Here is a 14238-nt window from a genome sequence, read left to right as displayed (position 1 = left end):
ATTCAATTTTGCGTTATTCAAAAGTCACAGTATTCCTTTTTCTATTTTTTTACCTGCATACCGTTAATGGGCAGGACACCAGTTACCAACCCATAAATCCAGCAACTCCCGAACGAATCAAAGTCAACAATATCTACATCATCGGAAATGAAAAGACCCAGAAGAACATCATTCTTAGGGAATTGGATTTTGTCACCGATTACTACTATGATTGGGAGACCTTCATGGGGATATTGAAGGCGGATGAGCTGAAGATCTACAACCTCAGACTTTTTAATGAAGTAACCATCACGCCCTTGGTCACAGGACCAGAGGAGGTCGAGATCCTGATTTCTGTCAAAGAACGATGGTACATTCTGCCTTCCCTGATCTTCGAATTGGCTGATCGAAACTTCGCTGAATGGTGGACGAACCAAAACAGAGATTGGTCGCGGGTAAACTATGGCCTAAAAGTCAATCACAGCAATGTAGGAGGTAGAAATGAAAAGTTTAGATTCTCAGGTCAATTGGGGTTTACCAAAGGATTGGACATTCTGTATTCCAAACCTTACATCGATCGTCAGCAAAAGCATGGGCTTTCCTTTCAACTTACCTACGCCGATCAGCGGACTATTCCGATCAAGTCACGATTTAACAGACAGGTCTTTTTCACAAATGAAAACGAGGATGTCTTGCGAAAGAATTTCTCTTCGGCCCTTCGATATACTTTCCGAAGAACGTTTTACAATTTCCATTTGATGACCTTTGGATTCAGTCGTACATGGGTCAATCCAGAAGTTTTTGAACAGAGTCCGACTTATTTTAGACATGAAGGAAATGAACTCAATTACCTCTTTTTCCAATATTCCTTCCGTCATGACAAGCGGGACAATATCGCATACGCTACCTCAGGCGAGCTTTTACAACTTACTGGAACAAAATATGGATTGCTTCCAAAAGAAGACTTGAATGAACTGGAGTTAAATCTGATTGCAAATCGGTATGTTCCCCTCAGCGATCGTTGGCATGTAGCGACAGGCCTCACAGCCTCTTGGTTTTTGGGAGCAAATCAACCCTATACCTTGGTGAGAGGCATTGGCTATAACCCAAATTTTATCAGAGGCTACGAACTCAATGTGATCGAGGGGCAGCAGCTGTATGTCCATAAAAACAGCATCCGATACAAGCTGATGGATGTTTCTGTAGATCTATCCAGGTATTTGCCTTCAGATCAGTTTAACACCCTGCCATTCAAAATGTACTTCAGTGGCAATTTTGACCATGGAAAGGTGGTAGATCGAAACCGAATTCCAGAGAATATGCGCCTTGCCAACAAATACCTCTTTGGATACGGAGCAGGAATTGACATTGTGGGATTCTATGATTCTGTGATCCGGTTTGAGTACTCGCTTAATAATCAGGGAGAAGGGAATTTCTTCTTTAATTTTAAGGCTCCCTTTTAATTTTTAGAGAAAGCATTTTCTCTAATCGTTTTTTAGTTAAATTCCTTCAGTTTTTTCTTAAAACCTGATGAAGCGAACTGTTTTTTTGTGCTTCTGGGTCTCGGTAATCTTTTCGGCGACAGCCCAAACCGGCCCTCAAACCCAAGCCTTTGGCGCCCGAAGCCAAGGAATGGGAAACCTGAAACTGCATCAAAAAGATGCTTGGTCCTTCTTTAACAATGTCGGTGCAATGGACCGTATGGAGGAATCTGAATTTGGGGTAAGTGTCGACCAACGGTATGGAATCAAAGAACTTAGCACTTTCAGCCTGGCTGGGCTAATGAAAAGTGAAGCAGGAACTTTTGGTTTTGGAGTCAGCAGATTCGGTGGTGACCTTTTCAATCAGCAGCAACTGGGAGTGGGTTTTTCGAACACACTCGGTATTGTCAGCTTGGGTGCCAAAGTGGATTGGTTTCAAACCCAAATCGAGGGATTCGGTACGGGAAATTCAGTCTTGATTTCTATGGGTGGAGTAGCACAACTTGGCCCGGATTTTTTTCTCGGAGCCCATTTTTCCAACCTAACCCAATCCAAACTCAGCAAAAATTCAGATCAAGCCCTCCCTACCCTCGTTCAGTTGGGCGTAGGATACGTTCCCACCAAATCCCTTTCTATTTATTCAGAACTTGAAAAAGACGTAGATCTCCCAGCTGTCTTTAAGCTTGGGATTGAATACGCACTGTCAGAATGGATTCTTCTCCGCACAGGTGTCAACAGCCATCCTTCCCGATTGAGCTTTGGATTGGGAATCAGAAAAAGCAAGTTTGGGTTTGACTACGCCTATGGGCAAAACTCTGCCTTGGGAAGAACCCATCACTTTTCCCTTGGACTTAAACTTTGAGCGAAATGGGTAGAAGGTTAATCCTGTTATTGATTTTTTTCCCTTTTGGGCTTTTTGCGCAGCAGAGAGATCAACATGCGATCGACCTGGAAGCCTTTGTCGAAAGGCTTTTTCCCGTGCAGGAAGAGGACATCGACTACGAAGCCATCTATGAACTCCTTTTTCAGCTGTACCAAGATCCAATCGATCTCAACAAAACCGATGCAGAAGAACTTCAAGCAACATACTTGCTAACACCTTTTCAGATTTCCAACCTATTGGAATACAGATTAAAGAACGGACCATTACTCTCCATTTACGAGATGCAGGCCATTCCCGAGTTTGACCTGATCACGATTCAAAACCTCCTTCCCTTTGTCACTGTGGGAGAAAACGGAGTCAAAACCAAAAATTTCTGGCGGAGATTGGGATCCGAAGAAAACACCTATTTACTGCTGCGTCATAGGCGAACTTGGGAAACTCGGAGAGGCTTCACTCCACCTGACACTGCGCGTAATGGCACCCTCAGCACCCGCTACCTTGGCGATCCTAATGAAGTCTACCTGCGTTTCCGAACACAGCGATCGAGGGATTTCAGCATAGGATTCACCCTCGAAAAAGACGCGGGAGAGCAGTTTATCTGGGACAGAAAAACTTCCCGCTATGGATTCAATTTTGTGTCATTTCACCTCATGCGCCAAAACATAGGCAAATGGAAAACCATTGCCTTGGGAGATTTTCAGGCCAGTTTTGGGCAAGGATTGGTATTTGGGGCGGGATATTCTTTGGGAAAAGGGGCCGAAACGGTGCCCACTGTCCGCAGGAGTAGCCGCGGAATCCTTCCATACAGCGCTTCGCTTGAGTTTGGTTTTTTCCGCGGATTGGGACTCACCCGTCAATTCCGAAATTGGCAGAGTACCCTTATCGTATCCAATGCCCCAAGAGACGGTAGATTGAGTACCACTTTGGATAGCTTAGAGAATACATCCAGCTTTCTTACCAGCCTACCTCAGACCGGGCTTCATCGCACTCCCAGTGAACTCAGCACCAAAAGCCAACTCAGCGAACTCAATCTAGGTGGTAATCTGACTTACAATTCAAGACAGGGAAAATGGTCAGCAGGAGCCAATTTCCTACACACGGAGTTTAGTAATCCTTGGATAAGGGAGGCAACGGTTTACAACACCTTTGAATTTTCTGGAAAAACCAACCAGGTTGCCAGTCTGTATGCGCATTACAATTGGAAGAATTTTTTCCTTTTTGGGGAATCTGCCTATTCCAAAAGCGGAGGAAATGGTACCGTCCTCGGATTTGTCAGTAGCCTGAGCAAAACGGTGGACTTCTCTCTTCTTTGGAGAAACTATGACCGGGATTTTCACAGCTTTTATTCCTCCGGATTTTCTGAAAACACCCGACCAATCAATGAGCGGGGAATTTACATGGGACTCCAGATTAGACCCACCAAAGCTTGGCGATTCAATGCCTACTACGATTCCTTCCAGTTTCCTTGGCTTAAGTTTCGGGTTTATTCTCCCTCCAGCGGATTTGAATGGCTAGCCCGACTCAGCTTTCAACCCAGGAGAAATCTCATGGCCTTTGTTCAAATAAGACAGGAAGAAAAAGAAAGAAATCTGCCTAACTCCGGAGAACCCTCCCTTCCTTTTCTCCTTGCCCCCGTCCAAAAAATCAATGCCACCCTAAACCTGGAGTCCCAGCTCACACCCAACCTGTTTTTGAGATCAAGAATCCTTTGGAGCCGAGTGGAAATCGAGCAAACAGTCCACTCCGGACTGATGGTGCTTCAGGATGTACAGTTTGGAAAGGAAAAATGGAGACTCACTGGACGAATGGCGCTTTTTGATACCGATGATTTTGACAGTCGGCTGTATGCATTCGAAAACAATGTATTGTGGACATTTGCTATCCCTGCCTTTTCGGGAAGAGGAATACGCAATTACCTAGTCGGGCAATATCAAATCAGTCCAAAACTCACTGCCTATCTGAGAATTGCCCGAACTAGATACACCGATCGGGAGGAAATCAGCTCGGGCCTGCAGACCATCACGGGAAACAAGCAAACCGAAACCTCCCTACTCTTGAGGTATTTCTTCCGGTGATTTTTCCATTAATGGGTAGTCGTAAGAGGCGGGATTTTGATAATTTGTCAAAAAAAGAAAACCACCCCATGAAAAACTGTACCCTCTCGTTAGTTTTTCTTCTCCTTTGGTCTGTATCAGGTTCTGTTTGTGCGCAGGACTTCAGCAAAATGACCAAGAAAGAAGGCTTCGTACCATTCTATCTGGATGAGGAAAAAGGCAAAATCTACCTCGAAATCCCCTTTTTCGATCAGGAATTTCTTTATGTCAATTCCCTGACAGCAGGTGTGGGCTCCAATGACATCGGTCTGGATCGGGGCCAGCTTGGCGACACCCGTGTAGTCGAATTCAGAAAGACGGGAAACAAAGTCCTGATGGTTCATAAAAATTATGACTACCGTGCCTACACTGACAATCCCTACGAGGCCAAATCCATCCGAGACGCCTTTGCTGAGTCTGCACTTTGGGGTTTTGAAGTGGCCAAAATGGAGAATGGAAAAATCTATGTGGATGGCACCAACTTTTTCCTTCAGGATGCGCATGGCGTGGGAGAAACTTTAGCAAGATCCCGCCAAGGCACCTACCGAGTGGATGCCAGCCGATCAGGACTCTACTACCCCACTACCAAAAACTTTCCGAAAAACACGGAAATCGAAGCAACTGTAACCCTCACTGGGACAGGCGCAGGAGCTAATCTCAGATCGGTTACCCCTACTCCGGAAGCTGTCACTGTACGTATGAGGCATTCGTTTATCGAGCTTCCTGACCTGTATGCCAAGCGGGCATTTGACCCTAGAGCAGGTTACTTTTTCATCAGCTACCAAGATTACACCACACCAATTGATCAGCCTTTGGTGAAACGGTTTATTTCCAGACATCGCTTGGAGAAAAAAGACCCTAGTGCTAAAGTCTCTGAAGTCGTAGAACCAATCGTTTATTACCTCGATCGAGGCACACCGGAGCCTGTGGCTTCTGCACTGATCGAAGGTGGCAATTGGTGGGCCCAGGCCTTTGAAGCGGCAGGATTCAAAAATGCTTTCCGAGTGGAGCTCGCTCCCGAAGGATTGGATCTGCTGGATGTACGCTACAACGTAATCCAATGGGTACACCGCTCGACTAGAGGCTGGTCCTACGGTTCAAGCGTGAGAGATCCCCGCACAGGGGAAATCCTCAAAGGTCATGTTTCTTTGGGATCACTCCGTGTACGCCAGGATTACCTGATCGCTCAGGGATTGATCCAGCCTTTTGAAGAAGGAAAACCTGCTGATCCGAGATTGATGGAAATGGCCTTGACTAGACTCAAGCAGCTTTCTGCTCATGAAATTGGTCATACTATTGGCCTTGCCCACAGCTACGCCACTTCTGCCAATGAGCGATCTTCGGTAATGGACTACCCTCACCCGGTGATTACTGAAGACGCAAAAGGCAACTTGGATTTCAGCAATTCTTACGACCTGAAAATTGGGGAATGGGACAAATTGGCGATCACGTATGGCTACGGCACACCAGAACCCGGTCAAAGTGAAGAAGAGTTTTTGGAAAAAACTCTTCAGGCGACCTATGCTGCCGGTTATGAATTTATTACAGACTCTGATTCCCGAAACCCAAGCGGCGTACATCCTCGCTCCCACCTTTGGGATAATGGCGCTTCTGCAGCAGCTGAGTTAAATCGCTTGCTTAAACTGAGAGAAAACAGGATGAAGACTTTTGGGCTAAATGCCATCAAAACCGGTGAACCACAAGCCATCCTCGAAGAAGTTTTTGTGCCACTTTACCTCATGCACCGCTATCAGCTCGAAGCCACAAGCAAGCTGATTGGTGGAGTGGACTACACCTACAAAGTGAAAGGAGACAATCAACCCCAGCAAAAATGGATTCCTGCCAAGGATCAGAATGATGCCCTAAGCGCCCTTTTGACGACGATTTCTCCTTCGCAGCTAGAAGTCCCTGCCCATGTGTTGGCTTTGATTCCGCCAAGACCTTACGGATACAGCAGAAACAGAGAAACATTCCCTGCCCGAACAGGCCCAGTATTTGACCCAATAGCTCCTGCTGAAAATGTGGTCGATGCCACATTCACCTTCCTCTTTGAATCAGGAAGAATCAACCGTGTGTACCTACAGCATCTACAGGATAACTCTCTGCCAAGCCTAGACCAAGTGCTTACCAAAACCAGCGGACAGGTCTTTTCTTCTACCCTTCCCACCGGTTTGCAAAGCGAGATCAAGCTGATGACCGAGGCCAAATATGTAGACTACCTGATTGGTCTTTCCAAAAATGCTTCCGCTTCTCAAACCGTGCGTGCGATTGTAAGAAAACACCTCAGTCAACTCGCCAAAACTCCTACAGGATCATCACCTGTCCTTCAGGCCCATCGGGAGTATTTGAATCAAAAGATCACTGCCTACTTACAACTACCTGAAGAACTCACCCCGCAACAAACCCTCAATATCCCTGATGGAGCTCCGATTGGGATGGAAGAAATGAGTTGTGATTTTGACTTTTAATAAACACCAAAAAGGCCGGCCAACACCGGCCTTTTGTTTTGGTTTTCCCTCTGTTTTTGGAAAAGAATCCTTAGCGTATTCTAATCATTGGGGTAAATTTGCCCAAGCAAAAATTCCTGCCAAATCCCGGCAGACTTCCTATCCGAATCATGCAGACTAACCCACTACTTTCTCCATTTACCACTCCATTCGAAACAGCTCCATTTCAGCACATCCAACCCGAGCATTTTCTTCCTGCCATCACAGAGGCCATTGCATCTGCCAAAAAAGAGATAGCAGAAATCAAAGCACAACCTCTTCCAACTTTTGAAAATACCATCGAAGCGCTGGATAGAAGCGGAAAGCGATTGGGGGTGATTTCGGCCATCTTTTTTAACCTAAACTCTGCCGAAACCAATGATCAGATTCAAAAATTGGCACGGGAAATCTCACCTCTCCTAACTGAGCATTCCAATGATGTATTGCTGGATCAAGAACTCTTTCAACGAGTGGCGCAGGTTTTCGCTACCAAAGAAAGCCTCCACCTGAATCCAGAACAGACCACACTATTAGACAAAACCTATAAATCCTTTGTCAGAAACGGAGCAAAACTGACTACCGAAGAAGCAGACAAACTCAGAATAATCGATCAGGAACTTGCCCAGTTGAGTCTCCGATTTGGGGAACATGTATTGGCGGAAACCAACAAGTTTGTCCATTTTGTAGATCAGGAAAGTGAACTGGAAGGACTACCCGAAGGTGCTAAAGAAGCCGCTGCTCAAATTGCAGAGGAAAAAGGCCAGCCCGGAAAATGGGCCTTTACCCTAGATTATCCTTCTTACATCCCCGTGATGACCTATGCCAAAAACAGGGAATTGAGAAAAACACTTTTCATGGCTTTCAATACCAAATCGTCCAAGGGAGACGAGCTGGATAATCAGGAAATCATTCTCAAGCTTCTCCAACTTCGAGATCAGCGAGCCAAGCTGTTGGGATTTGGCAGCCATGCGGATTTTGTGTTGGAAGAGCGAATGGCAAAAAGCCCTGCGACCGTGATGGATTTTCTTCACTCATTGCTGGAAAAGGCAAAACCTAAAGCAGAAGCAGAAGTGAAGGAAGTAGCAGAATTTGCCAAAAAACTGGATGGATTGGAATCGCTTCAAAAATGGGATTTCGCTTACTATTCCGAACTACTCAAAAAGGAAAAGTACGCCTTGGATGACGAATTACTCCGACCGTATTTCAAATTGGAACATGTAATCCAGGGAGTCTTTGAAACAGCTTCCAAGCTGTACGGACTTTCATTCAGACCCAACTCTGAAATCCCGGTTTACCATCCGGAAGTGACCGCCTATGAAGTGTACGATCAGGCTGGAGCATTTGTATCGGTGTTTTATGCTGATTTTTTCCCAAGACCTGGAAAACGAAATGGAGCCTGGATGACCTCCTACAAAGGCCAATACTTGGAAAATGGAATGGACAGCAGACCGCACATTTCCATTGTCTGCAACTTCACCAAACCGACTAAAACCAAACCTAGTCTGCTGACCTTTAATGAAGTCACGACATTATTCCACGAATTTGGACATGCACTGCATGGCATGCTAGCCAAGGGAACTTATGAGAGTCTATCCGGCACCAGTGTGTTTTGGGACTTCGTGGAGCTTCCTTCGCAGATCTTTGAAAACTGGTGCTATGAAAAAGAATGCCTGGACCTCTTTGCCACTCATTATGAGACAGGGGAACCTATTCCTAGCGAGTTGATTGAAAAAATCAAAATTGCTGCAAACTTCCAGCAAGGCTACATGACGGTGAGGCAGCTGAGTTTTGGACTCTTGGACATGGCCTATCACAGTCAAAATCCTGATACAATTCAAAGCATCCGGGAATTTGAACAGGAAGTGATGAGGAAAACAGACTTACTTCCGAAGGTTGAAGGAACTATGGTGAGTACCAGTTTTTCCCACATCTTCCAAGGGGGCTATTCTTCCGGATACTACAGCTATAAGTGGGCCGAAGTACTCGATGCAGATGCTTTTGAGCTATTTCAGGAAAAAGGTGTGTTTGATCCTGAGACGGCACAGTCTTTTGCAAAAAATATACTTTCTGCCGGAGGAAGTGAGCATCCTTCCATATTGTATAGAAGATTCCGCGGCAGAGATCCCAAACCTGAGGCTCTCTTGAAAAGAAGTGGATTGCTAAATGCTTAACTTGAGGGATTCGTTTTTGAAAAACTTTTGACCCTACTCTATGGAAAAGAGAACCTTTTACCTTCCTCCTTATCTCAAAGCACTGACCGTGATGTTGTTTATCATCGTGCTAGTGTATTTGCTGGTCATTGGTAAAAGCCTGCTGGTACCTTTATTTATGGGAGGTTTTTTTGCGGTTCTTTTCACACCTTTGAGTAATTGGTTGGAAAACTATCGAGTGCCCAGGGTCGTCACCGGCGTAGTTTCGCTTCTGCTAATGATCGGGATCGTGGTTGGCTTGGTCAGCTTTATCATTGCCAATGTGGTAAGTTTTGCCAATGATTTTGAAAATGTATCCGATCGTCTGACGAGTATCTTAATCCAACTTGAAACTTGGCTCGCGAGCTCGTTTGGCGTGAATGAAAAGCTGGCTGAAAAATTCAATTCAGAGGTAATTTTAAATTACATCAATGAAAACAGCAGTAGCATTTCAGCTTTTGCATTGAATGCCATTGGATCACTTACCGGGCTAATCCTGATTCCGATTTTCATGTTTTTCTTCCTTCTTTATCGGGATCATTTGACGCAAATGATGGTAAAAATTTATGCAGATAAAGATCCATCATTGGTCAAGATGAGAATCATCAGCCTACGCAAACTTGTTCAAAATTACATTTCCGGCGTAGGCAAGGTCATGGTCATCTTAGCAGTTCTTAATATTACTGCTTATAGTGTGATTGGTGTCGAGCATGCCATATTCTTTGGCCTTTTGGGAGCTATCCTGAATATCATTCCTTACATCGGGCCGCTGATCGGGGTGATACTTCCTGTGGTCTATTCATTCCTGACCATGGACAGTTTGCTTGCCCCTGTATTCGTGCTTATCTCCTATCAGGTGATTCAAACATTGGAAGGAAACTTCCTAACCCCAAAAATCGTGGGAGGCAATGTAAACCTCAATGCATTCATGACCTTTTTGGGATTATTGATCGGAGGTTCGATTTGGGGAGTAGCAGGGATGATTCTGGTGATTCCTACCATGGCTATCTTGAGGGAAATCTTCGAGCTTTCTGAATCCACACAACCCTTTGCCTTACTTTTGGGTGAAGAAAAAACCGAAACTAAACCGAGTACTTCTACTGATGAAATCGAGCATGACTAAAAAGTCACACACTGGAATGATTATAAGATTTGCGAGATTCCATGTGGCCTTTCATAATCAAATTATAATCACATGAAATTTCCGAATAAGATCGTATTGCTGGCAGCTATCTTTTGGATAAGCTGCGATAGCTTGGATGATAAAAAAGGTCGATTCCTTCTGAAAGGAAATGAAAAAATGGAGGAAAATGACCCTAAAACCGCTATTGGATTCTATCAGGAGGCCATCAGCCTAGACTCTACGTATTCCGATGCTTATTTCAATAAAGGAATGGCGCACCTGAGATTGAATCAGCTAGAGGATGCCATCGGTGATTTTTCAAAAGCAATACAATTTAAACCTGACTATTACGAAGCGCTTTTTCAAAGGGGATTGGGCTATTTGGATAACGGCGAATTTTACAAAGCGAGAGAAGATGCAGAAAAATTGATCAAACTGGATGCGGAAAACTGGAAGTCATTTTTCCTTCAGGGTCTTACTTTGGAGAAATTGAAGGACTTCCCTGCTTCTTTGGTTGCCTTTCAATCAGCTTCTCGACTTGCTCCTGAAAATTCAGACTTAATGGTCAATCAAGCCACCATTCTTTATTATCAAAAAAAATACACGGAGTCTAAGTCCGTTTTGGATGAAGCAGAAAAACTCAATCCGACCGAACCTAATCTGCACAATCTCAGATCTATGATTCTTTTTGATGAAAGAGATTATGAAAATGCATTGAATTCCGTGGAAAAGGCAATCACATTGGATAACAGGCAGGCCTATTTTTACAATAACAAGGGCCTCTATTTGCTTTTTCTGAATAATAAAGAAGAAGGGCTTGATCTAATCAATCAAAGCATTCAGATGGATCCCAAAAACCCATTTGCATTAAGGAACAAGGGAATTTACTATGTCATGACTGGGGATAAAGTATCTGCACTTTCCTACCTGACAGACTTGGCAAAAAATTATCCAGAGATGGATTTGGTAGCTGAGTATCTTGAAAAAGCTCAGGCTTTGTAGTTTTTCTCGGTAATCACCTCTTTGATTTTCTTCAGAAGCTCGGCAGCATCGATGGGTTTGGCTACAAAGCCTTCAAATCCACAGGCATCGATTTTCTCCATGATTTCAAGTTTGGCCGCAGCGGTAAGCGCAATGACGGGAATGTCGGAAAACTTCTTGATCTCCGTAGTCGCTTCAAAGCCATCCATCTCTGGCATCTGTATATCCATTAGGATACAGTCGTAAGAATTGTTTTTGACAGCTTCGACTGCTTCAAGTCCATTTAGGACTCGGTCGTAAGTGAAGCCCCATTTTTTGATAATTTTTCCCAAAACAAGGGAATTGACATCATTGTCCTCGGCCATTAGCAGATGAAGAGTATCGAATGAAATCGACTTGCTTTTCACTTCCTGAATCACCGCCAACTCCTGTTCTGCCACTTCAAATTCAAGTTCAAAGAAGAACTTACTTCCCTTACCAACTTGGGATTCCAAGGCGATGTTTCCACCCATTAGTTTGAGTAGCTTTCGCGTGATGGAAAGTCCGAGACCGGTACCTCCGTATTTGGTACTGAAAGTTGGACGAACTTGGTCAAAATCATTAAAGATCTTTTCCTGATTTTCAGGAGCGATGCCAATCCCTGAATCTTTCACTTCAAAATAGATCTTCACTTTATTCCTTACCTGACCCAATAGTTCGACTTTGACATCTACATTGCCTTCTTGGGTAAATTTCAAGGCGTTGGTGATCAGGTTATTTAGTATCTGAGAAAGTCTTGTTTTGTCTCCTTTGACAGCCAGATCCAAGCCATTGGAAAGGTGCAATGACAGTTTGTTTTTCGAATCTGCCGCATGGAAGGATAGACCTTTGATGATCTGCTCCAACAGTCCCTTCAGGTTAAGAGGATTGTGCTCAATGGTCAATTTACCAGCCTCAATTTTCTGGAAATCAAGTAGGTCGTTGATCATGATGATCAAATTATCGACCGCAAAATTGATGGTATTCAAGGCTGACTTTTGGGAGTCAGTCGGATTTTCATGGAAAAGCGAGTATACAGATCCGGAGATGGCATTGAGTGGCGTTCTCAATTCATGGCTGATCATAGAAAGGAAATCAGATTTGATTTGAGTAGCCTTTTCGGCAGCCTTTCTAGCTTCATCCAGTTTGGTTTCAAATTCTTTCTGCTTCGTAATGTCTGTCAAATAGCCATACCAAACCATGTCTCCATTTTCCATTGCCTGTGGACGAGCGGCTCCAAGCACCCAACGGTAAGGCTGTTCTTGATCACCGGATTTCACCCTAAACTGACATTGCCACGGGTCCATCTTTTTAGCTGATGCCACTGATGACATGATTACTGTAGGAAGATCCTGAGGGTGAACTTTAGAAATAGCAGAGGAAATGTCGGTAAACTGATGTATTTCTTCTTGAGAAATACCCAACACTGAATTGATTCCTTTGGAAAGGAATGAAAAATTCATTTGTCCTTCAGCATTCAGCACAAGCTGGTAAAGTCCTCCTGGAACCTGCTCGGTTAGGTTCATCAAGAAGTCACTGCTTTGCTCTAAGGTTTTTTCAAGGCTTACTTTTTCACTGATGTTTCGGAACGAAACAATGGCCTGATCACCCGAAGCTAGTTGCAACTTCTTCAGAGCGACCTCGATGGTCAGGGGATTTTCAGATTCTTCAAAGCATCGGACAGAAAATTTGGATTGATTTTTTCCGTCTTCAATTTTGCCTCTCCATTCGGACCAGCTATTATCCTCCCCAGAAAAAATATTCAATGAATTCAGGTGTTTATTGACAGATGAATCATCGAGATCAAATAAACTTTTGGCCACTTGATTGATGCTCCCTATTTCACCCCCCCAGCCTAAAATCATCATAGCCTCGGGGCATTCATCCCAGTATTTTCCTAGGACGGAAGCTTGTTCTAGCAGGTCACTTTTTTCTTTTTGATCCCAAATTACCCCCCAAACAGAAGAAGGCGATGTTTTTGGCTGAAAAATAGAATAGCTGAAGTCAAATCCAACCAAGGGAGAAAATTTACCTTCCAAGAATTGATTTTCATCCTTAGCGAAATCAAAATTTGCCAAAAAAGAAATCATCCTTTCGCAAAGGACATCTTTCTCTTTTACAGAAACTTGAAATTTTTCCAAAAGATCCGCCTCCGATAATCCCCAATTCAACTCTCTTGAATCACTGGAGTACTTAAAACTTAATGACCTGGATAAGGAAGGGACTTTGTTAATCAGGCTGGTGAGCAACGCCTCATCTTCCTGTCCGGATTTCCTTGTAGAAATATCCCGTGCAATTACAAAGAAAGATTCCTGCGTAAACTGGATTGCACATTCCAAGAGTTTATAGGAACTGTTCTTTGCCTTAAATCGGAAAGAATGAAAGATGGGTTCCAGAGATTTGGAGTGAATCTTCCATACATTTTGTAAATGTTCCAAGTCTTCTGCATGAACAAAAGAACAAAGATTGGTATTGAGCAATTCAACCGGTTCATAGCCTAAAACAGGCAAAACCATAGAATTGAGGTAGGTCAAATGGTCATGTTTTCCAATGGCTATGACATCAAGTTTGGAGGTAAAAAACTGATACGCCTCTTTTTTACTTGGCAGTCCAAAAGATTTGATTTCCTTTCCTTTGTAGAACAAAAAATAATTGGATCCACTGTCCTGAGGTAGCTCCAGCCTAAATGAATATTCTTTTTGCCCGTGGGACAATACCAATTCCTCCTTGAAAATGTAGGCATTGATGTCCAATCCCAGACCTACCAAGTTGCGATCGGTTAAAGTGTCTCCAATTTTTTCATCAAAAGCTTCATTGGTATAAAAAATAGAATAGGGGTAGGTATCATCAGCCAAAAAAACCATTTCCGATGACTCGTAAATGATTTTTTTAAATGTGCTATTGATCCCTTTATCCTGCATTTTTCAGCCTTATGTAGTGCTTTCTTTAAAATAAAAGGTTTTTCACCCTCATTTGGAAGTAAACATACAGCAAATTGTATTTCA

At 43.7% G+C, this 14238-nt stretch carries 8 protein-coding genes; 7 read left to right on the top strand and 1 reads right to left on the bottom strand.

Annotated features, from left to right (window positions below; translation table 11 throughout):
• Nucleotides 1-8 precede the first annotated feature (8 nt).
• The 7 genes from ACFPIK_RS01435 (at nt 9) to ACFPIK_RS01405 (ending at nt 11236) form a co-directional block, all read left to right on the top strand.
• Nucleotides 9-1442, top strand: a complete 1434-nt coding sequence (locus ACFPIK_RS01435; protein ID WP_377911460.1) for a BamA/TamA family outer membrane protein — start codon at nt 9-11, stop codon at nt 1440-1442.
• A 67-nt stretch (nt 1443-1509) separates the two neighbouring features.
• On the top strand, nt 1510-2322 hold the full coding sequence (locus ACFPIK_RS01430) for a PorV/PorQ family protein (RefSeq protein ID WP_377911458.1): 813 nt from the start codon (nt 1510-1512) through the stop codon (nt 2320-2322).
• Nucleotides 2323-2327: 5 nt separating this feature from the next.
• Complete coding sequence (locus tag ACFPIK_RS01425; RefSeq protein WP_377911456.1) at nt 2328-4418, top strand: ComEA family DNA-binding protein; 2091 nt, start codon at nt 2328-2330, stop codon at nt 4416-4418.
• A gap of 68 nt (nt 4419-4486) precedes the next feature.
• Nucleotides 4487-6904, top strand: a complete 2418-nt coding sequence (locus ACFPIK_RS01420; RefSeq protein ID WP_377911454.1) for a zinc-dependent metalloprotease — start codon at nt 4487-4489, stop codon at nt 6902-6904.
• Nucleotides 6905-7053: 149 nt separating this feature from the next.
• Nucleotides 7054-9093 (top strand): M3 family metallopeptidase, encoded by a 2040-nt coding sequence (locus ACFPIK_RS01415; protein ID WP_377911452.1) that lies wholly within the window; start codon nt 7054-7056, stop codon nt 9091-9093.
• A 40-nt stretch (nt 9094-9133) separates the two neighbouring features.
• The gene (locus ACFPIK_RS01410) at nt 9134-10234 is read left to right on the top strand and encodes an AI-2E family transporter (protein WP_377911450.1); all 1101 of its coding nucleotides are present in this window, start codon (nt 9134-9136) and stop codon (nt 10232-10234) included.
• 72 nt (nt 10235-10306) lie between these two features.
• Nucleotides 10307-11236: a tetratricopeptide repeat protein gene (locus ACFPIK_RS01405; RefSeq protein ID WP_377911448.1), complete on the top strand. Its 930-nt coding sequence runs from the start codon at nt 10307-10309 to the stop codon at nt 11234-11236.
• On the opposite strand, the gene ACFPIK_RS01400 is transcribed toward ACFPIK_RS01405, so the two are convergent.
• Complete coding sequence (locus tag ACFPIK_RS01400) at nt 11224-14154, bottom strand: ATP-binding protein (RefSeq protein WP_377911446.1); 2931 nt, start codon at nt 14152-14154, stop codon at nt 11224-11226. The genes ACFPIK_RS01405 and ACFPIK_RS01400 overlap by 13 nt on opposite strands.
• Nucleotides 14155-14238: the final 84 nt, after the last annotated feature.

Source organism: Algoriphagus aquatilis (genome assembly GCF_042657405.1).
Classification (GTDB): Bacteria; Bacteroidota; Bacteroidia; order Cytophagales; family Cyclobacteriaceae; genus Algoriphagus; species Algoriphagus aquatilis.
The sequence above is the reverse complement of the archived record's forward strand: the minus strand, read 5'-3'. Positions and strand labels throughout refer to the sequence as shown.

Bases quoted from the DNA above. Each gene is read 5' to 3' on its own strand.
- ACFPIK_RS01415 (WP_377911452.1), top strand. From the start codon at position 7,054: ATGCAGACTAACCCACTACTTTCTCCATTTACCACTCCATTCGAAACA.
- ACFPIK_RS01430 (WP_377911458.1), top strand. From the start codon at position 1,510: ATGAAGCGAACTGTTTTTTTGTGCTTCTGGGTCTCGGTAATCTTTTCG.
- ACFPIK_RS01425 (WP_377911456.1), top strand. From the start codon at position 2,328: ATGGGTAGAAGGTTAATCCTGTTATTGATTTTTTTCCCTTTTGGGCTT.
- ACFPIK_RS01420 (WP_377911454.1), top strand. From the start codon at position 4,487: ATGAAAAACTGTACCCTCTCGTTAGTTTTTCTTCTCCTTTGGTCTGTA.
- ACFPIK_RS01410 (WP_377911450.1), top strand. From the start codon at position 9,134: ATGGAAAAGAGAACCTTTTACCTTCCTCCTTATCTCAAAGCACTGACC.
- ACFPIK_RS01400 (WP_377911446.1), bottom strand. From the start codon at position 14,154: ATGCAGGATAAAGGGATCAATAGCACATTTAAAAAAATCATTTACGAG.
- ACFPIK_RS01405 (WP_377911448.1), top strand. From the start codon at position 10,307: ATGAAATTTCCGAATAAGATCGTATTGCTGGCAGCTATCTTTTGGATA.